This window comes from Stenotrophomonas sp. 85239_Sma (genome assembly GCF_056481725.1).
The window spans coordinates 3,050,728-3,071,813 of sequence record NZ_CM151163.1; the positions used below are offsets into that span (position 1 = coordinate 3,050,728).

Sequence of the window (21,086 nt, forward strand, 5' to 3'; positions counted from 1 at the left end):
CATGGACATGCATCCGCTGCTGCAGGTCCTGTTCCAGTTCGCCTTCTACTATCCGATGGTGATGGCGTTCTTCTGGATGTCGGGCGGCCTGTATTACTACTTCCGGCGCGAACGCCATTCGCGCCCGCGCAACGACCCGCCGTTGATGGTCGATCCACCGTTCGCGAGCCTGCTGGTACCCTGCCACAACGAAGCAGAAAACCTGGACGATACGCTCACTGCGGCGCTGGCCCAGCGCTACCCCGCCGACTACGAAGTGATCGCCATCGACGACGGCAGCAGCGACGACACCGGCGCACGGCTGGACGCCCTGGCAGCAAAGCACCCACGACTGCGCGTGCTGCACCTGGACCGCAACCTGGGCAAGGCCAACGCCCTGCGCATGGGCGCGCTGGCCGCACGCTCGGAATACCTGGTGTGCATCGATGGCGACGCAATGCTGGAAGAACATGCGCTGCACTGGATGGTCTGGCATCTTGTCAGTGGCAACCGGGTCGGTGCGGTCACCGGCAACCCGCGCATCCGCAACCGCTCCACCCTGCTCGGACGCCTGCAGGTAGCCGAGTTCTCCTCGATCATCGGCATGATCAAGCGCGCGCAGCGCGTGTACGGGCGCATCTTCACCATTTCCGGGGTGATCGCCGGCTTCCGCCGCACCGCACTGCACCAGGTCGGCTGGTGGTCCGATGACATGGTGACCGAGGATATCGACATCAGCTGGCGCCTGCAGCGCGCGCACTGGGACATCCGTTACGAGCCCAACGCGCTGTGCTTCATCCTGATGCCGGAAACGCTCAAGGGGCTGTGGCGGCAGCGACTGCGCTGGGCCCAGGGCGGCGTGGAGGTGATGCTGCGCCACGCGCGTTCGCTGCTGCACTGGAAGGAACGCCGCATGTGGGGCGTCCTGCTGGAGTACGTGCTGAGCGTGGCCTGGGCCTACACCATGCTGTTCATCGTGGTGTTGTGGGTGCTGGGCAAGTTCATCGAAATGCCGCCACAGCTGCATATCGCCAGCCTGCTGCCACAGTGGCATGGCGTGATCCTGGCGCTGGTCTGCCTGCTGCAGTTCGCCAGCAGCCTGATCATCGACCGGCGTTACGAAACACAGATTGGACGCAACTACTTCTGGGTCATCTGGTACCCGATGGCGTACTGGTTGATCAGCCTTTCCACCACCCTGGTGGCGCTGCCGAAAACCCTGCTGCGCCGTCGCAGCAAGCGCGCCACCTGGACCAGTCCCGATCGGGGGATCCGATGAACGCACCACGTCCGTCCAACCGCTTCGACTCGCGGATGATCCGCAAGCCGCATCGCCAACCGCGCTTCCAGCGCACTGCCTGGGGCTTTGTCACCCTGGCGTTCTGGGGCTTCTATTTCTACCTTTGGGCGCCCCTGGTCACCTTGTTCTCGTGGCTGGTGGGCGGGCAGCTGGCCTGGCAGCAGCTGTACGAACGGCAAAGCCAGTTCGACCCCTATGTGCTGGTGGCGCTGCCATTGATGCTGCTGTGTGCCAGCGTTCTGCTGATCGGTTGGGCCGAGTACAACCGCGCGCGCTTCCGCGGCCACGACCGGCGCCTGCCGCGGCCGCTGGCCAGCCTCAACGAAGTGGCCGCCGACCTGGGTGCCAGCACCGGGCTGGCCGAGCGCCTGAAGGGCTGCAAGGCCGCCACGCTGCACATGGATGAACATGCGCGGCCGATCGGCATCCGCCGCGAGGTGGTGTAGGCCGATTGACTGGTGGGTGCCGACCTTGGTCGGCACTTGGGTCTGCCGCCAAGAGCATCCACGCATGGCGTGGATCTACTTGCGCGTCTGCCCTTCGCCGCGCACCACGAAACGCTCGACGGTGAGCGCTTCCAGGCCCATCGGGCCGTAGGCGTGCAGGCGCGTGGTGGAAATGCCGATCTCGCTGCCCAGGCCCAGCTGGCCACCATCGGAGAAGCGCGAGGAGGCATTGACCATCACCACCGCCGAGCGCAGTGCCTTGATGAAGCGCTCGGCATGGCCGGCGTCTTCAGTGGCGATCACTTCGGTGTGATCAGAGGTGTACGCGCGGATATGCGCGATGGCCGCATCAAGATCATCAACCACGCGCACCGCCAGTACCAGATCGAGGAACTCGGCGGCATAGTCCTCTTCGGTGGCCACCGTGCTGCCCGGCAGCAACGGCTGCGCCTGCGCATCGGCGCGCAGCTGCACGCCGCGCTCGCCCAGCGCCTGCGCCACGCGCGGCAGGAACGCTTCGGCCAGGTCGCGGTGCACCAGCAGCGTCTCCAGTGAATTGCAGGCCGCAGGACGGCTGCACTTGCCATCCACCAGCAGGTCGATGGCCTTGCCCAGGTCGGCACTGGCATCCACGAACAGGTGGCAGACGCCCTTGTAATGCTTGATGACCGGCACGCGCGCGTGTTCGGCCACGAAACGGATCAGGCCTTCGCCACCGCGCGGAATGGCAAGGTCGATCAGCTCATGCAGCTGCAGCAGTTCCAGCATGGCTTCTCGGCGCAGGTCGGTCAGCACGGTCACCGCCGCCGGCGGTACGCCATTGGCCTGCAAGGCACCGGCCAGGGCCTGGGCGATGGCGGTGTTGGAGTGGATCGCTTCGGAACCACCGCGCAGGATCACGCCATTGCCGGCCTTCAGGCACAGTGCGGCCGCTTCGGCGGTCACGTTCGGGCGCGCCTCGTAGATCATCGCGATCACCCCCAGCGGAACGCGTACCTTCTGCACGCGGATGCCGTTCGGACGCACATCGTCGCGGGTGACCTGGCCGACCGGATCGGGCAGCGCGGCGACCTCACGCACGGCCTCGGCCATCGCGAACAGGCGAGCCGGGTCCAGCGCCAGGCGGTCGAGCATGGCGCTGCCAATGCCCTTGTCGCGCGCGGCGGCGAGGTCACGTGCATTACCGGCCAGGATCAGCCCGGCATTCACTTCCAACGCCTGTGCCATCGCCAGCAGCAGCGAGCGGCGGGCCGCACTGTCGAGGCCGGCAACGATCTGGGCCGCGTCACGGCAGGCACGCGCCTGCGCTTCGATGTCGCTCATCGGGGAGTCCTTCATACCGGTCATGGCAGCACCAGGTCGTCGCGATGGACGACGCTGCCGCCGTAGTTGTAGCCGAGCACGGCCTGGATGTCGCGGGAATGATGGCCGGCGATCCGGCGCACGTCATCGGCCGCGTACTGGCTGACGCCGCGGGCGACACATACACGCCCCTGCGGCGCGTTCCAGCACACCTGCACCATGTCACCACGGCGGAACGTTCCCTCCACAGCGGTGATGCCACCGGGCAGCAGCGAGGCACCCTTCTCGCGCATCGCCTGTGCCGCACCGGCATCGATGACGATCACGCCCTCGGCCAGCGGCGCGTGCCGCAGCCAGTGCTTGCGGGCCGCCTCGCGGCTGCGTGCGGCATGGATGCGGGTGCCGAACAGGCGGTCCTGTGCCAGCGCGCGCACCACGTCGCTGCTGCGGCCGTTGAACAGGTAGGTCTCGATGCCGAGGCGGCCGGCCTTCGCCGCCGCCTCCAGCTTGGTACGCATGCCTCCAGTGCCGGCACGAGAACCGGCGCCTCCGGCCATCGCCAGCACGTCGTCACTCAGTTCGGGCACGTCGTGCATTGGCTGTGCGCCGGCCACGGCGCGTGGGTCGGCACTGTACAGGCCGTCGATGTCGGTGGCGATGAACAGCGCATCGGCATCGACCAGCGCCGCCACGGTGGCGGCCAGGTTGTCGTTGTCGCCGAGCTTGAGCTCGTCCACCGACACGGTGTCATTCTCATTGACCACCGGCAACGCGCCCAGCCGCAGCAGTTCGCTCAGCGTGGCACGCGCATTGAGGTAGCGGCGGCGGTTGCGCAGGTCGTCGTGGGTCAGCAGCACCTGCGCCACCGGGCGTTCGAAGAAGCGCTGCCAGAGGCCGATCAGCTGCGCCTGGCCGAGTGCGGCAAGGGCCTGCCGCGCCGCCATCGCCGCACCGGGCTCATCGGCCCGCGGCAGAATCGCTCGCCCCGCCGCAACCGCGCCGGAGGAAACGATCACCACCTCGCGCCCCGCCAGAACGTTGGCGGACACAAACTGGGCCAGGCCCAGCGCGTGGCGTGGCGACAGGCCGCCGCCATCGGCGGCCAGCAGGCTGCTGCCGACCTTCAGCACCGCACGCCGCCATGGCGGCAGCGCCTGTTCCGGGAACGGCGAGGCGACGTTGGCGGCATGCAGGCTCATCGGTCAGGGTCTCAGCGGGTATTCCATTCGTGCACGGTCAGGTCGGAGGCCTGCATCGTCACCAGCGGATCGGTGGCGACGATGGCCTGCGCCTGTTCCAGGTTCTCGACATTGCACAGCACATAGGCACCACCGCTGCCGTCGGCGAAACCACCAGTCAGCTGCAGCTTGCCCTGTGCCTGCAACGCATCGAGAAAATCGCGGTGCGGTTGCACGGCCGCGGCGTTGAAATCGGGCCGGCGCATGGCCAGCACCAGGTACACGGTGGCCGCCATCAGGACAGCGCCTGCCAGCGCGCACGCAGTTCATCCAGGCGCAGGTCGGCGGCCGAACCCGGCGACACGCGCGCACTCAGGCTGCCTTCCGGCGTGCGTCCCTGCCCTGCACTGTCGGCGCCGGCCGCGGCCGCCTTGTAGGCCTCGCGGAACGGCACGCCGGCCACGGCCGCTTCCACGGCGACGTCGGTGGCGTACATGCCCGAGTCGATCGCCGCACGCAGCCGGTCGTCGCGCCATTCCAGGTTGGCCAGCAGCGCCGGCAGCAGCTCCAGTGCGGCCAGGCCACGGCCGAAGCCGTGGAAGATGGCGCCCTTGGACGACTGCAGGTCGCGGTGGTAGCCCGAGGGCAGCGACAGCAGCTGCTCGATCTCGGTGCGCGCGGCGGCGACGCTGGCGTGGGTCGCGCGCATCAGTTCGATCACGTCCGGGTTGCGCTTGTTGGGCATGATCGAGCTGCCGGTGGTGTACTGCGCCGGCAATGCCACGAAACCGAATTCGGCGCTGGTGAACAGCGACAGGTCCCAGGCGATGCGGCGCAGGTCCAGCGTGGCGCCACCGAGGGCCTCCAGTGCGGCCAGCTCGAACTTGCCGCGCGACAACTGCGCGTAGATCGGAGAGACCTGCATACGCGCAAAACCGAGCGCGGTCGTGGTGTGCTCGCGGTCCAGCGGCAGGTTCACGCCGTAGCCGGCGGCGGTGCCGAGCGGATTGGCGTCGACCAGTGCGTGGGTATGGCGCGCGCGAATGGCGTTGTCGATGAAGGCCTCGGCCCAACCGGCCCACCACATGCCGGCCGAGGAGACCACGGCACGCTGGATGTGGGTGTAGCCGGGAATCGGCAGGTCCTTCTCGGCCTGTGCGCGGTCCAGCGCGACCTTGGCCACCTCGGCGCTGAGCTGGGCCACGCGCTGCAGCTTTTCCTTCAGCCACAGGCGGGTGGCGACCAGGATCTGGTCGTTGCGGCTGCGGCCGGTGTGGATCTTGCGGCCGGCATCGCCGAGACGCTCGGTCAAGCGTGCTTCGATCGCCGAGTGGCCATCTTCGTACTGCATATCCAGTACGAAGCGGCCTGCGCGGAAGTCCTGCGCCAGCACGTCGAGCTCGCGCAGCAGGCCGGCCAGTTCATCGGCGCTGAGGATGCCGATGTGCTGCAGGCCCTGCGCATGCGCGGCGCTGGCGGCGATGTCATGCAGGAAGAACTCGCGGTCGAGGATCACGTCGTCGCCGGCGAGGAAGGTCTGGATCTGGGCGTCGACAGCGACGCCGGGCTTCTGCCAAAGAAGGTCTGCCATGGGGGCTCCGGAAGGCGTGTTCAGTGCGGGATCGACGTCAGTTCGTCGATGCCCAGCGCGAGGTTGAGGTTCTGCATGGCCTGGGTGGCCGCGCCCTTCAGCAGGTTGTCCAGGGTCGCCACCACGACGACCCGCTTGCCGCCCGGGGCCAGGGTGAAGCCACCGACCTGGGCACCATGGCGGCCGGCGATGCGGCTGACCCACGGTGCTTCATCCACCACCTCGATCAGCGGTTCGCCGGCATAGGCCTGCTGGAAACGCTCGACGATCTGCTCACGGGTCTGCACGCGGTTCAGCCACAGGTTGGCGGTGAGGGTGATGCCACGGAAATGCGGCGCGACGTGCGGCATGAACTCGACCGCCACGCCCAGCTGCACCGACACCTCGCGCTCGTGCACGTGGTTGGTCAGCGCATACGGCATCAGGTTGTCGGCCAGCAGTTCGACGTTGTTCTTGTCCGACGGCGTGGTGCCGGCACCGGAGTAACCGGACACACCGAAGCACTGCGGCGGGCCTGCCAGCAGGTCCAGCAGCGGATGCACCGCCAGCTGCATCGCCGTGGCATAGCAGCCCGGGTTGCTGATGTGCTTCTGGCCGTTGTAGCGACCGCGGGTCAGCTCCGGCAGGCCGTAGTACCAGCTGTTGTCGAAACGGTAGTCGGCCGAGAGGTCGACGATGACGGTGTCCGGCTTCGCGGTCTCAAGCGCGGCCACGAACGGCGCGGCCAGCCCATTGGGCAGAGCCAGGATCACCGCGTCCACGCCCTTGGCGGCCACCGCGTCGGCGTCCAGGTTCTCGTACTGCAGGCCACCCTGGAATTCCGGATGGTGGTCGGACAGGCGCTGCCCGGCGCGCTCGCGCGAAGAGACGAAGGCCAGTTCCAGGCGCGGATGGGCGGCCACCAGCTTGATCAGCTCGGCGCCGGTATGGCCGCGGGCACCGACGATGCCCAGAGTGAAAGTCGAATCGTTCATGCGTGACTGTCCAGGCGGTACTGCAGGTGGCGCTTCACGCCCTGCCATTCCGCATCGATGATGGAGAAGATGACGGTGTCGCGCGGCGTGCCGTCGGCGTGCCGCTTGTGGTTGCGCAGCACGCCATCCTGCTTGGCGCCGAGGCGGGCGATGGCGGTGCGCGACGTGGCGTTGAACCAGCTGGTCTCCAGCACCACGCTGATGCACCCCAGCACCTCGAAGGCGTGCTGCAGCAGCAACAGCTTGGCTTCGGTATTGGCGCCGGTGCGCTGCACGCGCGGCGTGTACCAGGTGTAGCCAAGGCTGAGTCTAGGCACGCTGGCATCCAGATCGTAGAAGCGCGTGCTGCCGATGATGTCCCCGGCCGCATCACGGATCACGAACGGCAGCACCCTGCCCTCGGCCTGCGCCTGCAGCGCCGCCAGCACATAGGCCTCAGCCCGCTCCGGCGACGGCACCTGGGTGTACCAGAGCTGGTCCAGCCCGCTGCCGTCGAGCGCAGCACGCAGGCCGGGCACGTGCTCGTACTGCAGCGGTTGCAGCGTCACGTGCCGGCCGCGCAGGGTGGGCACCAGATTCCATGCGTCCGGGTTGTTCATCGCTCAGCCCTGCAGGCTCGGTGCGCGCCGGGCGCAATGGTCGACATAGGTGCGGATACGATCGATGCCATCGGCGCCGTACCAGAACACCTTCCAATGGTCCTGCTTGTAGCAGCCGTCGGATTCAGCGTAGTAGAAGTGGTTGATCGGGTTGCCGTGGCGGGAGCGCCAGAACAGCTGCGGGGTTTCCTCCAGCATCACGTTCCACACTGCGCGGCCCAGGCCTTCGCCCTGTGCATCGTCGAGCACGGCAAACTTGTCCAGGTACACGCCTTCGGCCTCGTCGGTGAGGATCACCGCGGTGCGGTAGTTCTCGCTGACATAGGCGCGCAGCAGCCTGGTCTTTTCGAAGTAGTCCGGCACCAGGGTGCGGCCGAAGCTGGATTCGATCAGGCCCTTCAGGCGCGGCAGGTCCAGCTCGTTCCAGGCGGTGGCACGCAGCACCTTTTCGCCCTTGCGCACCAGCGTGCCCGAGCCCTTGTGGGTGAACAGTTCCTTGGCCAGGTCGGCCGGTCGGGTGATCGACACCGACGATTCCAGCGGCAGGCGGTCGAGCAGGTCCTTGATCTGTTCGATCTTCACCTTCATGCCACCGTGGATCCACGGCTGCGCGATCAGGTGGTCGTACTCGGTGGACAGGTTGATCGAATCGATCACGCTGCCCGCCTCGTCCAGCAGGCCACCGGTGCCGGTCAGGAAGATGATCTTGTACGGCTGCAGCTCCTGCACCAGCTCGTTGGCGGCGAAGTCGGCGTTGACGTTGAGGATCTGGCCACCTGCGGTTTCACCCAGGCTGGTGATCACCGGGATCGAGCCGGCGCGCAGGCTGGCTTCGATCGGCGCCAGGTTGACCCGCTTCACTTCGCCGACCAGGCCGTAGGTGTCCACGTCCAGGTACTCGGCCTCGAACACGCCACCGGTGATCGAGGTGGCGCGCGCGCCGTTCTGCTGCAGCGCCTCGACCAGGCGCAGGTTGGACTGCTGGAACACGCGGCGCACGATCGCCAGCGCTTCCGGCGAGGTCACGCGCAGGCCGTTGACGGTCTGCTTCTCGATGCCGGCCGCCGACAGTTCGGCATCCAGTTGCGGGCCGGCGCCGTGCAGCACGATCGGGGTCAGGCCGACTTCCTGCAGGAACGACAGCGAAGAGGTCAGCGCGTCGAGATCGTCGCGCAGCACCGCGCCGCCGACCTTGACCACGGCAAAGCGCTTGGCGTCCAGCTGCGAGAAGCGCTTGAGGTACTGGCTGATCTCCTTCGCGCTGGCCATGCTGGAAAGCAGGCGCACTATGGTCTGGCGGGTCTGGCGGTGGGGCTGGAGGGCAGGAGACATTTCGGTTTCGTCGGAAAGGGAAGAATCAGGCACCGGCGGCGATGATGCGGTGCACGGCGTCGGTGTAGCGCTGCAGCTGGTCCAGCGTCACGAACTCATCGGCGGTGTGGGCCTGGGCGATGTCGCCCGGGCCGAACACCAGGGTGGTGTAACCGGCGGCGGAGAACAGCGAGGCCTCGGTCCAGAAGTCCACCGCGTTGCCGATCGGCAGCTCCAGCGCATCAGCCACGTCGCGCGCCAGCAGGCGGCGGTTCTCGGCCTCGGCGATGTCGCCGGCCGGCAGGCTGGGACCACGGAAGGTTTCGGTGAACACGGCTGCTTCCGGTTCGGCGAAACCGGCGAAGGTCGCCAGCAGTGCGTCGATATCCATCGACGGCAGCGGGCGGAACCCGAACCGCACTTCGGCAGCCGGCGCGATCATGTTGGCCTTGATGCCACCTTCCACGCGGCCGATGTTGAAGCGCAACCCGGTCAGGCCGCCGAAGCGCGCCGAGGCCAGCGATTCGACATGGTCCAGCGCGCGGTTGCCCCAGCGCATGGCCTGGTGCAGCGCACTGGCGGCCGCATCCTGCTTGCCCGAGGCATGGCCGGCACGCCCGGCAAACTGCATCAGCACCGAGCTGATGCCCCGGTGCGCCAGCACCGCTTCGCTCATGGTCGGCTCCGCCACCAACACCGCTTCGTACGGCAGGCCACGGGCCAGGAACGCGGCGATGCAGCGCGGATCGTTGGCTTCCTCGTCGCTGGAGAACAGGAACGCGGCGTTGCCGTCGCTGGCATTGGCCGCAGCCACCAGCGCGGCGGCGGCACCCTTGATGTCGCACACACCAAGGCCGACCACGCGGTCGTCCATGCGCCGCATCACGTGCGGGTCGGCACTCCAGTGCGGCGAATCCGGCACCGTATCCAGATGCACGTTGAACAGGTACTTCGGGGTCCCGCGCACGGCGTACAGGCTGACCGCACCAGCGCCATGATCAATCACCTCGACGTTGAAGCCGGGCAGGTTCACGCGCAGGTAATCGAAGATGCCACCGGTGGTGATCGCACGCGGCGGGTTGCGGGTGTCGAAGGACACCAGGGCCTGCAGGTGCTGCAGGGTGGAAGCAAGCAGGTCGGTCATGGGAATCAACAAGGTGTTTGCCCGGGCGTAGCCGGGGCATAGAGGTTCTGGCGCACAATTTCCATCAGCAACTCTGGCCGTGCCGGCGCGCTGAAGCCGAAGGGGGCGTAGAGCCGATGTGCATCGCTGGTGGCCAGCATGAAGCGGCGCAGGCCCTGCAGCTGCGGATGGGCCATGATCGCCTGCAGCAGCTGCTTGCTGTAGCCCTGGCCGCGGTGCTGCGGCAGCACGAACACGTCAGCCAGATAAGCAAAGGTGGCACCGTCGGTGATGACGCGCGCAAACGCAACCTGGCCGGACGCGTCCAGATAGGCGCCAAAACACAGCGAACCGGCAATGGCCCGTTCCACCAGTTCGCGCCCGATGCCCAGGCTCCAATGGGCCTGGGTAGACAGGAACTGGTGGATCAGGGCAACGTCCAAGTGCTGCGGATCGGTGCTGATGCGGAGTGCGCTCATCGATTCATCCGTTTGCTGCGCACCCTGGCCCACAGCGGGCCAGGGCACCAGGGTCTCAGCGGTTCACCTGCGCATAGAGCGTGGAGCTCATGCCGAACAGCTTGATGAAGCCCTCCGCCTCTTCCACGCCCCAGTCGGCCGACTGCGCGTAGGTGGCACCCTTGGTGTTGAGCAGGTGCGGCGACTTCACGGCCACCGCGTCGACGCGGCCACCGCGGGTTTCCAGCACCACTTCGCCGTTGACCTTGGCCTGCGAGGACTTCAGGAACGCCTCGATGTCGGTCTTCAGCGGGTCGTGGTAGAAGCCTTCGTACACCAGCTCCACCCACTTGCGCGCCACGTCCGGCTTGAAGCGGTTCTGCTGCTTGGTCAGCACGGCATCTTCCAGCGCGCGGTGCGCGGCCAGCAGCGAGACCAGGCCGGGGGCCTCGAACACGATGCGGCCCTTCAGGCCGATCACGGTGTCGCCGGTGTACACGCCGCGGCCGACGCCGTAGGGGGCGAACAGCTTGTTGAGCTGGGCCAGGATCTGGTCGCCCGGCAGCGCCTTGCCGTTCAGTTCGACGGCTTCGCCCTCGACGAACTTCAGGGTGACGGTCAGGGCCTGCTCCGGCCATTCGCTGCGCGGCGCGCACCAGCCACGCGCGCCCTCGCCTGGGGCTTCCCAACGGTCGATCTCACCACCGGACATGGTCACGCCCAGCAGGTTTTCGTTGATGGTGTAGGCCTGCTGCTTGGCACGCACGCCGAAACCGCGCTCTTCCAGGTACTTCTGCTCGTAGGCACGGGTCTGGGTGTGTTCTTTCTGGATCTCGCGGATCGGCGCGATGATCTGGTAGTCACCCAGGGCCTTCACCGCCAGGTCGAAGCGGACCTGGTCGTTGCCCATGCCGGTGCAGCCGTGGGCGATGATGTTGGTGCCCAGTTCGGCGGCACGCTTCAGCGCCGCATCGACGATCAGGTAGCGGTCCGAGACCAGCAGCGGGTACTGGCCCTGGTAGCCTTCACCGGCCCACACGAACGGCTTGACGAAGCCTTCCCAGATGGCCGGGCCACCGTTGACGGTGACGTGGCTGGTCACGCCCAGCTCGGCGGCGCGCTTCTCGATGAAATCGCGCTCTTCATCATCCACGCCACCGGTATCGGCGAACACGGTGTGCACGTTGTAGCCACGCTCCTGCAGGTACGGCACGCAGAAGCTGGTATCCAGGCCGCCGGAGAAGGCGAGAACGACGTCTTTGCTCATGGGGGTAATGTCCAATCAGGTGGGGTAGCGCCGGGCCATGCCCGGCGGATTGTTTCAATGCTTGGGAATCAGCGCCCGGCAACCGCCGCCATGATCGCCTTCTGCACGTGCAGGCGGTTCTCGGCTTCGTTGATGGCGATGCACTGCGGCGAATCCATCACGCCGTCGGTGGCCTTCACGTTGCGGCGCAGCGGCAGGCAGTGGCTGAACACACCGTTGTTGGTCAGCGCCATCTTCCGCTCGTCCACGATGAAGTGCTTGAACTGGTCGCGGATCGGCTTTTCCGGTTCCCAGTTGCCGAAGAACGGCAGCGCGCCCCAGCTCTTGGCGTAGACCACGTCGGCGCCGGCGTAGGCGCTGTCGATGTCATGGCTGATCTTCAGCGAGCCGCCGCTCTCGGCCACGTTCTGCTCGGCCCAGCCCATGTAGCGGTCGTCGAGGATGTAGTCGGCGGTCGGGCACAGCAGGGTCACGTCCATGCCCATGCGGGTGGCGATGGTCAGCGCCGAATTGGCCACGGCGGTGTTCAGCGGCTTGGGGTGGTAGGTCCAGGTCAGCACGTACTTCTTGCCGCGCAGGTCCTGGGTGCCGAAGTGCTCCTGCAGGGCCATGATGTGGGCCAGCTCCTGGCACGGGTGGGTGATGGTCTCCATGTTGATGACCGGCACCGGCGAGTACCTGGCGAAGCTGTTGAGGACGATGTCCTGGCGGTCGTAGGCCCAGTCGATGAACTTGGGGAACGCGCGCACGGCGATGATGTCGCAGTAACGGCCCAGCACCTTGGCCACTTCAGCGATGTGCTCTTCGGTATCGCCGTCCATCACCGTGCCGAGGTTGAACTCGATCGGCCACGCATCCTTGCCCGGCTGCAGCACCACCGCGTGGGCGCCGAGCTGGAACGCGCCCAGTTCGAAGCTGGTGCGGGTGCGCATGGACGGGTTGAAGAACACCAGCGCGATCGACTTGCCCTTGAGCTGGTCGCCGAGCTTGTTGCGCTTGAACAGCGCAGCCTGGGTCAACAGCGCATCGAGATCGCTGCGGCTCCAGTCCTGGGTGTTCAGGAAGTGCTTGGGGGACATCATCTTTCCTTGCGTGGCGGCGCCGGCTTCGACGCGGTGGAAGGGAAAACAGGAACCAAAGGTGGAACGAAAAGGTTGCAGTTGCAGCTTTCAGAACGCGGAAACGAAAAAACCCAGCCGGCGGGCTGGGTTTTTTTCGGACGAACAGCAAAAAGCTCCGGTTACCCAGCGAGGATGTGGGGTTCCGGTCGACGCGCACGCGAGGTCATGCCCGACGCCTGTCGGGCTGCGCTGCTGTCGTGCTGGAAGTCGGTGAGCTTCATGGTCGACCATCTTTGCATGCGGCCGGGGCCTGCGCAAGTGGCCGGGGTCCCAGAATCAGGGATTGCTGGCAGTGCCCTGCTCGGGGCCGACCCAGGGGGTGATCGACACCCGGATCTTGAGCCGGTTGCCAGGGTCTTCCGGCAGCCGCGAGCGGTACTTGGTGCCCTTGTAGACGTAATCCACGTCGTAGGCGATGGGGCGGCGGAATTCACGCCCCACCGGCACGATGCGGCAGTCGCGGGTCAGCATCGGGCCATTGCTGGCCGGCGCCGGGGCCGGCGTCTCGGCTCCGGTCTCCTCAACGGCCTCCTCGTCGCTGCGCTTGAACATCGAGCGCACCGAGTCCCAGAAGCGGCTGATCCGGCCCTTGTCCTCGACCGGCTCCTCGCCGGTCACGTTCACCGGGGCCAGGGTCCGGGTCGAGACCGGCTCGCAATGCTCCTCGGTGCGGGTCGCGCGCAGGGTCTGGAACACCGGCTCGACGTTCAGCACCTGGGCATAGTCGAACTTCACGTTCTCCACGATCACCACCCGGTTGCGGGGCTCGGCCTCCTGCGCCAGCACCACGGCGGGCAGCGCCGACAGGCAGGCCAGGGTCAGCAACGCGGTGGATTTCATTGGCGATGGGAGCAAGGACACGGCAATAGTGTAGGCAGTGACGAGCGCAAGGGGCTGAACATTACCCGTCCACGCCGCTCCTGCCCACCCCACCTTGGGTGGACCCGCGTCCACCGGTGGCAACAGGTGCCCCCAAACGGGGCCGACACGTTCTAAAATCGCAGGCTTGTCCCCCAGCCACAGCCCCATGACCCTGCGCCTGCACAACAACCTGACTCGCCAGCTCGAACCGTTCACCCCGCTCGATCCGGCCTGTCCGACCCTGTATGTGTGCGGCCCGACGGTCTACAACTACGTGCACATCGGCAACGCCCGTGGCCCGGTGGTGTTCGGGGTGCTGGCCGACCTGCTGCGCCGCCGCTTCGGCGCACTGCGTTACGCCCGCAACATCACCGACGTGGACGACAAGATCAACACCGCCGCGCGTGAGCAGGGCGTGCCGATCAGCACCATCACCGACAAGTTCGCCGCCGCCTACCGTGAAGACATGGCCGCGCTGGGCGTCGTGCCGCCGGACATCGAGCCGGAAGTGACCGCGCACATGCCGCAGATCATCACCATGATCGAGCAGCTGATCGCCAACGGACATGCCTATGCGGCCGAAGGCCACGTGCTGTTCGCGGTGGCCAGCTTCGACGGCTACGGCAAGCTCTCGCGCCGCGACCCGGACGAGATGCTGGCCGGTGCCCGCGTCGACGTGGCCCCGTACAAGCGCGACCCGGGCGATTTCGTGCTGTGGAAACCATCCGGCGACGACCTGCCCGGCTGGGAATCGCCGTGGGGTCGTGGCCGCCCCGGCTGGCACATCGAATGCTCGGCGATGGCTGCTGCCCACCTGGGCGAGACCATCGACATCCACGCCGGCGGCGTCGACCTGCAGTTCCCGCACCACGAGAACGAGATCGCGCAGAGCGAATGCGCCCACGGCGGCAAGATCTTCGCCCGATTCTGGCTGCACAACGGCATGCTCAACTTCGGTGGCGCCAAGATGAGCAAGTCGCTGGGCAACATCGAGCGCGTGCATGACCTGGTGCGCCAGCACCCGCCCGAAGCGCTGCGCCTGGCCCTGCTGTCGGCCCACTACCGGCAGCCGCTGGACTGGTCCGATGGCCTGATCGAACAGTCGGTGCGCACCCTGGACCGCCTGTACGGCACCCTGCGCGAACTGGCATCGGTCGAGGCGGTCGTGGCCATCCCGGCTACGGTCGAGGCGACCCTGGACGACGACCTGAACACTCCGCAGGCGCTGGCCGAAGTGGCCCGCATCGCCGCCGACGCGCGTCGTGCCACCGACCCGGCCGAGCAGGCACGCCTGAAGGGGGAACTCCTCGGCGCCGGCCTGGCGCTGGGCCTGCTGCAGGCCGATCCGGCGCAGTGGTTCGGCACCGCAGCCAGTGATGACGGTGACGATGCCCGCATCCAGGGCCTGATCGACGAACGCGCCGCTGCCAAGCAGGCCCGCGATTTCGCCCGTTCCGACGCCATCCGCGATCAACTGGCCGCCGAAGGCATCGTGCTGGAAGATACTCCGCAGGGCGTGCGCTGGTCGCGCAAGCGCGGCTGACCCGCCCTGCCCCGTGGCCGGTGCGCCGGCCACGCCCCACCGTAGAGACTGCTGTGACCGACTCCTCGTTCCCGCTTGAACCCACCGCCGCCGAGGCCCAGGCCGCCATCGCCGAGGAATTCGGCTTCTTCGGCGACTGGTCCGAGCGCTACCAGTACCTGATCGACCTCGGCCGCAAGCTGCCGGCCTTCCCGGAAGAATGGAAGACCGAAGAGCATCGCCTGCTCGGTTGCCAGTCGATGGTCTGGATCGTGCCGGAAGGCAATGCGCAGTCGCTGCGCTTCCACGCCATCAGTGATTCGGCCATCGTCTCCGGCCTGATCTTCCTGGCCCTGCGCGTGTACTCCGGGCGCTCGGCGCAGGAGATCCTGGACACCGAACCGAACTACATCCAGGACATCGGCCTGGCCCGCCACCTCTCGCCCACCCGCAGCAACGGCGTGGCGGCGATGCTGGCCTTCATCCGCGAGACCGCGCAGGCGCAGCTGCAGCGCGACCCGTCGTGAGCGAACCTGCCACGGCCGAAGACAGCGCGCTGGGCCTGCTGTCCCGGCCCGGTTTCGCCAGGCTGCTGGCGTACCGCATCTTCGCGATGCTGTCCTACCAGGTGGTCGCGGTCACCGTCGGCTGGCACATCTACGAAGTCACCCGCAATCCGTTCTCGCTGGGCCTGATCGGCCTGGCCGAGGTGCTGCCGTTCTTCTGCGTGGCGCCGTTCGCCGGATACCTGGTGGATCACCTGCCACGCCGCCGACTGGGCATGGTTGCCTGTTGCGGACTGATCGCCACCGCGCTGGTATTGACCAGCGTCGCCATGGGCTGGCTGCCGATCGACGGCGTGTGGCCGATCTACGCAGCCATCGCGCTGACCGGCATGGTCCGTGCCTTCCTGTCGCCGATCTACAACGCCCTGTTCGCCCGCGTGCTGGCCCGTGACCAGTTCGCACGCGGCGCCGGCCTGGGCGCGGTGGTGTTTCAGGCCGGCATGATCGCCGGCCCGGCACTGGGCGGCGTACTGGTGGGCTTCGGCGGCAAGGGCCTGTCCTATGCCGTGGCCACCGTTTTCGCATTGGTGGCGATGGCCTGCCTGGCCACGCTGAAGGTGGAAGAACCGGTACATACCGGCCCGGCCGCCCCGATCTTCAAGAGCATCGCTGAAGGCGCACGCTTCGTGGTCGGCAACCGGATCATGGTCGGGGCGATGGCGCTGGACATGTTCTCGGTACTGCTCGGCGGCGTGGTGGCGATGCTGCCCGCATTCCTGCACGAGATCCTGCACCACGGCCCGGAAGGCCTGGGCATCCTGCGTGCAATGCCGGCGCTGGGCTCGGTCTGCGTGGGCCTGTGGCTGGCCCGCCACCCGCTGCACCGCAATGCCGGCCGCGTGCTGCTGTTCGCGGTGGCCGGCTTCGGCCTGTGCGTGATCAGCTTCGGCCTGTCGCAGCACTTCTGGCTGTCGGCGCTGATCCTGCTGTTCTACGGCGCCTTTGATGGCGTATCCGTGGTGATCCGCTCGACCATCCTGCAGCTGGCCACGCCGGAAGAAATGCGCGGCCGGGTGTCGTCGATCAACGGCATCTTCATCAGTTCGTCCAACGAACTGGGCGCGTTCTATGCCGGCACGATGGCGAAGCTGCTCGGCCTGGTGCCGGCGGTGGTGCTGGGCGGGTTCGCGGTGCTGAGCGTGGCCGGGATCACGGCGTGGAAGAACCCGACGCTGCGGAAGTTGAATCTTCGCGACCTGCAGTGACGCCGCGAACAGCGGATTCGGCGGCGCCGGGCGTTTGGCCGGGGCCGTTGCTCTCCCTCGACGATTGGGCTTGTCACTTTCTTTTCGCGAAAAGAAAGTAACCCAAAGAAACGCTCCGCCATCCGCGAGCCGGCGCGGCGCACGCAGGCTCCCCCCGATACCCGGAAGGCGCCGTTCTACCCAGCCAACCACCACCCAACAAAAAACCCGGCCGGGGCCGGGTTTTTTGCATGACCATACAACGGCCTGGAATCAGTCGCCCTGCTGCTTCTGCAGGTGCTCCCAACGCTCCTGGGCGTCGATGGTGCGCTCGGCGGTCAGGCGCGCTTCCAGGCGCTCCAGGCCGATTTCTTCGCCGGTGTCGACGCAGTAGCCGTAGTCGCCGGCTTCCAGGCGCTTCAGGGTGCTGTCGATCTTGCCGATCAGCTTGCGATAGCGGTCGCGGGTACGCAGTTCCAGCGAGTTCTCGGTCTCGCGGGTCGCGCGCTCGGCTTCGTCACCGATGTCACGCACTTCCTCGCGCAGGTTCTCGATGGTCTGCTTGGATTCTTCCACCAGGTCCGCGCGCCAGTTCTGCAGGCGCTGGCGGAAGTATTCCTGCTGCAGCGGGCTCATGTATTCCTCTTCCGAGGACGGCTTGTAGCCAGCCGGCAGGATCGGGCGGCCAGTGGCCTCGTCGGTCTTGTATTCGACCACCTTGTACTTGCTGCGCGGGGCCGGTGCCGCCGAACGGGCGGCGACGGCCACGGCAACCTTGCCGACAGGGCGCGACACGGTCTTCGGGGCGGAATCGGATTTCACGGCGGTTTTGGCAGGCGATTTCGAAACGGGCACGGGATTCTTGGATTGCGGGGCCTTCGAAGCGGCAGGAGCAGCGGCCGGAGCCGGCTTGGGGGCCGGTTGGGCTGCTGCCACTGCCACGGTCTTGGCCGGGACAGGCTTGGCCGGAGCCGGCTTGGCAGCCGGCTTCGGTGCGGACTTCACTACGGGGGCCGGGGTCGGCTTTGCGGCCGGCGCGGCAACATTCTTGGTGACTTTCTTTACAGCGGCAGGCGTGGCGACCGGCTTGGCCGCAGCGACCTTCTTTGCCGCCGGCTTGGCGACGGGCTTGGCTGCAGCCTTCTTCACCACCACCTTCGGCGACGGTTTGGCTGCTGCCTTCTTCGCCACCGGCTTGGCGGCGGCCTTCTTCACCGGCGCGGCCTTGCTGGCAGCCTTTTTCACCACCGGCGCCTTCTTCCTGGCAGCGGCAGGCTTGGCCTTGGCGGGCGCAGCGGCCTTCTTCGCCACCGGCTTGGTTGCCTTGACCGGCGTTTTCTTTGCGGTGGCCTTCCTGGCCGCCGGTTGCGAGGACGCTGCCTTGGTCGCCGGCTTGCTGGCCGGTTTCTTGGCAACGGGCTTTGCCGCCAACTTCTTCACAACAGGCTTGGCGGTTTTCTTGGCGGCCGTTGCGGCCTTCTTTGCAGTTTTTTTAGCAGCCACGAAACGCTCTTCCTTGGATTCCCCGGGGCCCGGGAAAGCGGGCCTTTATAGCCTACCCGACCCGCAGCAGCAACCTCGGCACCCTGCTCCATTCAGTCCTGGAGTCAAGGCGCCCAAGGGGCGGTCCGACGAACACGGACCGCCTTGCGCGGTACGGAACCTGGCCAGCACCCGAAGGCGCTGGTACCGGTCGCAGGCCATCGGCGACATGCGACCAACGGCCCATCCTGCACAAATGCGGCCTTCATGCCAACTGGCATAAGATGACTGGGTGATCTCGCGCCTGCTCATCGCCCTGCTGCGCTTCTACAAGCGCTTCATCAGCCCCTTGCTGGGGCCACGCTGCCGTTTCGTGCCGAGCTGTTCTGAATACGCGATGGACGCCATCTCGCGACACGGGCCACTGCGCGGCAGCTGGCTGGCTGCGCGCAGGCTGGGCCGCTGCCACCCGTTCCATCCCGGCGGCTTCGATCCCGTGCCCGAGTCCCCCAACGCCCCCTCTTGCCGTTGCACAGGAAAACACTGACATGTCCTCCACCCTCATCACCAACGCCCGCATGGTCAACGAAGGCCGCACCTTCGACGGCGACCTGCGCATCGAGAACGGCCGCATCGCGCAGATCGGCAGTGGGCTGGCGCCGCGCGACGGCGAGCAGGTGGTGGACGCAGCCGGACGCTGGTTGCTTCCGGGCATGATCGACGACCAGGTGCACTTCCGCGAACCGGGCCTGACCCACAAGGGCGACATCGCCAGCGAATCGGCCGCGGCCGTGGCCGGTGGCCTGACCAGCTTCATGGACATGCCCAACACCAATCCGCCGACGCTGGATTCGACCATCCTGGAAGCCAAGTACGAGCTGGCGCGCGGCCGCGCCTGGGCCAACTACGGCTTCTACCATGGCGCCAGCAATGACAACCTGGACGCCATCCGTGCGCTGGACCCGAAGAAGGCGCCGGGCGTGAAGGTGTTCATGGGTGCTTCGACCGGCAACATGCTGGTCGACAACCCGGAAACGCTGGATGCGATCTTCCGCGAATGCCCGACCCCGATCATCACGCACTGCGAAGACACGCCGATGATCGATGCCAACCTGAAGGCCTTCCAGGAAAAGTACGGCGATGCGCTGACCCCGGACATGCACCCGGACATCCGTTCGCGCGAAGCCTGCATCAAGTCGACCCGCCTGGCGATGTCGCTGGCCCGCAAGCACGGCACCCGCCTGCACGTGCTGCACATCTCCACTGCCGATGAGCTGGCGCTGTTCGAGAAGGGTCCGCTGATCCGCGCCGATGGCAGCCGCAAGCAGATCACCGCCGAAACCTGCGTGCACTTCCTGCACTTCGCGCGCCCGGACTATGCGACCAAGGGCAACCTGATCAAATGCAACCCGGCGATCAAGGAGGTGCCCGACCGCGAGGCGATCACCGCCGCGCTGGCCGATGACGTGCTGGACGTGCTGGCCACCGACCACGCGCCGCATACCTGGGAAGAGAAGCAGAAGCCCTACGCGCAGGCGCCGTCGGGCCTGCCGCTGGTGCAGTACGCGCTGGTCGCCGCGCTGGAGCGCGTGCACGAAGGCAAGCTGACCCGCGAGCAGGTGGTGCAGAAGTTCGCCCACGCCCCGGCACAGCTGTTCGACGTCGAAGAGCGCGGCTTCCTGCGCGAGGGCTATTTCGCCGATCTGGTGCTGGTCGAGGACGTGCCGTTCACCGTCAAGCGCGAGGACGTGCTGTCCAAGTGCGGTTGGTCACCGTTTGAAGGCACCACCTTCCGTTCGCGCATCGCCTCCACCTGGGTCAACGGCCAGCAGGTGTGGGACGGCAGCAAGCTGGTGGGCGAGCCCGCCGGCCAGCGCATGACCTACGATCGCTGATGCGCTCGGCACTGATGATCGGGGCGCTGCTGCTGGCCGCGCCCCTGTTCACCGCATCGTCGGCACTGGCACAGGATGGCATCGGCAGCCTGATCGACAGCCGCGTGGTGTTCCCGGCCAGTGCGTCGCAGGGCGCACTGGTGATCGGCAAGGTGCCCGCCGGCAGCCGCGTGCAATACGCCGGCCGGCAGCTGCGGGTGAGCGGCTACGGCAGCGTGGTGTTCGGCATCGGCCGCGACGAGAGGGGCCCGCTGCGCGTGCAGGTGCAACGCCCCGATGGTGGCAGCGAGACCGCGACCATTGCGGTGACGCCACGCGACTGGCCCACCGAGCGGGTCAACGGCGTGCCGCCGAAGACGGTCAACCCGCCGCCGGCGATTGCCGAGCGGATCAAGCGCGAACAGGCGCAGGTAACTGCCGCGCGAGCCCGCGATGACGACCGTACCGACTTCACCCAGACCTTCATCTGGCCAGTGCAGGGCCGCATCAGCGGCCGCTTCGGCAACGCACGCGTGTACAACGGACAGCCCGGCGCAGGTCATTCCGGCATGGACATCGCGGTGCCGACCGGTACGCCGGTGAAAGCGCCGGCCGCCGGCATCGTCACCTTCGCCGGCCCGGACCTGTACCTGACCGGCGGCACCCTGCTGCTCGACCACGGCTTCGGGGTGAGCTCCAACTTCCTGCACCTGTCGCGCATCGACGTGAAGGTTGGCGATCGCGTCGAACAGGGCCAGGTGATCGCCGCGGTCGGCGCCACCGGCCGTGCCACCGGGCCACACCTGCACTGGGGCATGAACTGGTTCGATACCCGTATCGACCCGCTGCTGGTGCTGGAGCGCAGGTAACGCGCGCAATGTGCTTTGGGGGGTGCCGACCTGGGCCGGCACAACATCATGGAGCGTGCGGACCAAGGTCCGCACCCAC

General features: G+C 67.1%; 21 protein-coding genes. 8 read left to right on the forward strand and 13 right to left on the reverse strand.

Translation table 11 applies throughout. The annotated features are described in order from the left end of the window. The first annotated feature begins 1 nt into the window (after position 1). Both pgaC and pgaD read left to right on the forward strand, forming a co-directional pair. Positions 2-1,258 (forward strand): poly-beta-1,6-N-acetyl-D-glucosamine synthase, encoded by a 1,257-nt coding sequence (gene pgaC / locus ACYKG1_RS14305; protein WP_100473387.1) that lies wholly within the window; start codon positions 2-4, stop codon positions 1,256-1,258. Continuing rightward, on the forward strand, positions 1,255-1,725 hold the full coding sequence (gene pgaD, locus ACYKG1_RS14310; RefSeq protein ID WP_100473388.1) for a poly-beta-1,6-N-acetyl-D-glucosamine biosynthesis protein PgaD: 471 nt from the start codon (positions 1,255-1,257) through the stop codon (positions 1,723-1,725). The genes pgaC and pgaD overlap by 4 nt, the downstream gene beginning before the upstream one ends. Positions 1,726-1,800: 75 nt before the next feature. Here pgaD and ACYKG1_RS14315 read toward each other — a convergent pair whose 3' ends face one another. From ACYKG1_RS14315 to ACYKG1_RS14370, 12 genes are all read right to left on the reverse strand, one after another. Continuing rightward, on the reverse strand, positions 1,801-3,072 hold the full coding sequence (locus ACYKG1_RS14315) for a glutamate-5-semialdehyde dehydrogenase (RefSeq protein WP_478470783.1): 1,272 nt from the start codon (positions 3,070-3,072) through the stop codon (positions 1,801-1,803). Next, the gene (proB, locus tag ACYKG1_RS14320) at positions 3,069-4,226 is read right to left on the reverse strand and encodes a glutamate 5-kinase (RefSeq protein WP_478470784.1); all 1,158 of its coding nucleotides are present in this window, start codon (positions 4,224-4,226) and stop codon (positions 3,069-3,071) included. Before proB ends, ACYKG1_RS14315 begins: the two co-directional genes overlap by 4 nt. A gap of 11 nt (positions 4,227-4,237) precedes the next feature. Next, positions 4,238-4,501 (reverse strand): YciI family protein, encoded by a 264-nt coding sequence (locus ACYKG1_RS14325; protein ID WP_100473391.1) that lies wholly within the window; start codon positions 4,499-4,501, stop codon positions 4,238-4,240. Then, on the reverse strand, positions 4,501-5,796 hold the full coding sequence (gene argH / locus ACYKG1_RS14330) for an argininosuccinate lyase (protein ID WP_478470785.1): 1,296 nt from the start codon (positions 5,794-5,796) through the stop codon (positions 4,501-4,503). Before argH ends, ACYKG1_RS14325 begins: the two co-directional genes overlap by 1 nt. Before the next feature lie 20 nt (positions 5,797-5,816). Beyond that, positions 5,817-6,770, reverse strand: a complete 954-nt coding sequence (gene argC / locus ACYKG1_RS14335; RefSeq protein WP_262228139.1) for an N-acetyl-gamma-glutamyl-phosphate reductase — start codon at positions 6,768-6,770, stop codon at positions 5,817-5,819. After that, positions 6,767-7,369, reverse strand: a complete 603-nt coding sequence (locus ACYKG1_RS14340; protein ID WP_478470786.1) for a GNAT family N-acetyltransferase — start codon at positions 7,367-7,369, stop codon at positions 6,767-6,769. Before ACYKG1_RS14340 ends, argC begins: the two co-directional genes overlap by 4 nt. 3 nt (positions 7,370-7,372) lie before the next feature. Then, the gene (locus ACYKG1_RS14345) at positions 7,373-8,701 is read right to left on the reverse strand and encodes an acetylglutamate kinase (protein ID WP_262228137.1); all 1,329 of its coding nucleotides are present in this window, start codon (positions 8,699-8,701) and stop codon (positions 7,373-7,375) included. Between the two features lie 25 nt (positions 8,702-8,726). Then, on the reverse strand, positions 8,727-9,824 hold the full coding sequence (locus ACYKG1_RS14350; RefSeq protein ID WP_478470787.1) for an acetylornithine deacetylase: 1,098 nt from the start codon (positions 9,822-9,824) through the stop codon (positions 8,727-8,729). Between the two features lie 5 nt (positions 9,825-9,829). Further along, a complete protein-coding gene (locus ACYKG1_RS14355; protein ID WP_071229716.1) occupies positions 9,830-10,282 on the reverse strand; it encodes a GNAT family N-acetyltransferase in 453 nt (150 codons plus the stop codon). 55 nt (positions 10,283-10,337) lie between these two features. After that, on the reverse strand, positions 10,338-11,528 hold the full coding sequence (locus ACYKG1_RS14360; protein ID WP_100473397.1) for an argininosuccinate synthase: 1,191 nt from the start codon (positions 11,526-11,528) through the stop codon (positions 10,338-10,340). A gap of 68 nt (positions 11,529-11,596) precedes the next feature. Further along, the gene (locus ACYKG1_RS14365; RefSeq protein WP_100473398.1) at positions 11,597-12,607 is read right to left on the reverse strand and encodes an N-acetylornithine carbamoyltransferase; all 1,011 of its coding nucleotides are present in this window, start codon (positions 12,605-12,607) and stop codon (positions 11,597-11,599) included. Between the two features lie 318 nt (positions 12,608-12,925). Continuing rightward, positions 12,926-13,489 carry a glycine zipper 2TM domain-containing protein gene (locus tag ACYKG1_RS14370; RefSeq protein ID WP_100473399.1) on the reverse strand — a complete coding sequence of 188 codons (564 nt, stop codon included), beginning with the start codon at positions 13,487-13,489 and terminating at the stop codon, positions 12,926-12,928. 187 nt (positions 13,490-13,676) lie between these two features. Between ACYKG1_RS14370 and cysS the strand changes: the two genes are divergently transcribed. The 3 genes from cysS to ACYKG1_RS14385 are packed head-to-tail and all read left to right on the forward strand — an operon-like array spanning position 13,677 to position 16,803. Then, positions 13,677-15,053, forward strand: coding sequence for a cysteine--tRNA ligase (gene cysS / locus ACYKG1_RS14375; RefSeq protein ID WP_262082742.1), 1,377 nt, complete (start codon positions 13,677-13,679; stop codon positions 15,051-15,053). A 53-nt stretch (positions 15,054-15,106) separates the two neighbouring features. After that, on the forward strand, positions 15,107-15,559 hold the full coding sequence (locus tag ACYKG1_RS14380; RefSeq protein ID WP_478470788.1) for a SufE family protein: 453 nt from the start codon (positions 15,107-15,109) through the stop codon (positions 15,557-15,559). Continuing rightward, positions 15,556-16,803: an MFS transporter gene (locus ACYKG1_RS14385; protein WP_478470789.1), complete on the forward strand. Its 1,248-nt coding sequence runs from the start codon at positions 15,556-15,558 to the stop codon at positions 16,801-16,803. Before ACYKG1_RS14380 ends, ACYKG1_RS14385 begins: the two co-directional genes overlap by 4 nt. A gap of 252 nt (positions 16,804-17,055) precedes the next feature. Here ACYKG1_RS14385 and dksA read toward each other — a convergent pair whose 3' ends face one another. Further along, positions 17,056-18,285 (reverse strand): RNA polymerase-binding protein DksA, encoded by a 1,230-nt coding sequence (gene dksA / locus ACYKG1_RS14390; protein ID WP_478470790.1) that lies wholly within the window; start codon positions 18,283-18,285, stop codon positions 17,056-17,058. A gap of 271 nt (positions 18,286-18,556) precedes the next feature. On the opposite strand from dksA, the gene yidD reads away from it, so the two are divergent. Genes yidD through ACYKG1_RS14405 form a run of 3 tightly spaced genes read left to right on the forward strand, consistent with a single transcriptional unit; the run spans position 18,557 to position 21,007 of the window. Next, positions 18,557-18,811, forward strand: a complete 255-nt coding sequence (yidD, locus tag ACYKG1_RS14395) for a membrane protein insertion efficiency factor YidD (RefSeq protein WP_014037867.1) — start codon at positions 18,557-18,559, stop codon at positions 18,809-18,811. Position 18,812: 1 nt separating this feature from the next. Further along, positions 18,813-20,159 (forward strand): dihydroorotase, encoded by a 1,347-nt coding sequence (locus ACYKG1_RS14400; protein WP_478470791.1) that lies wholly within the window; start codon positions 18,813-18,815, stop codon positions 20,157-20,159. After that, positions 20,159-21,007: a M23 family metallopeptidase gene (locus tag ACYKG1_RS14405; protein ID WP_162292085.1), complete on the forward strand. Its 849-nt coding sequence runs from the start codon at positions 20,159-20,161 to the stop codon at positions 21,005-21,007. The genes ACYKG1_RS14400 and ACYKG1_RS14405 overlap by 1 nt, the downstream gene beginning before the upstream one ends. The last annotated feature ends 79 nt before the right edge of the window (positions 21,008-21,086 follow it).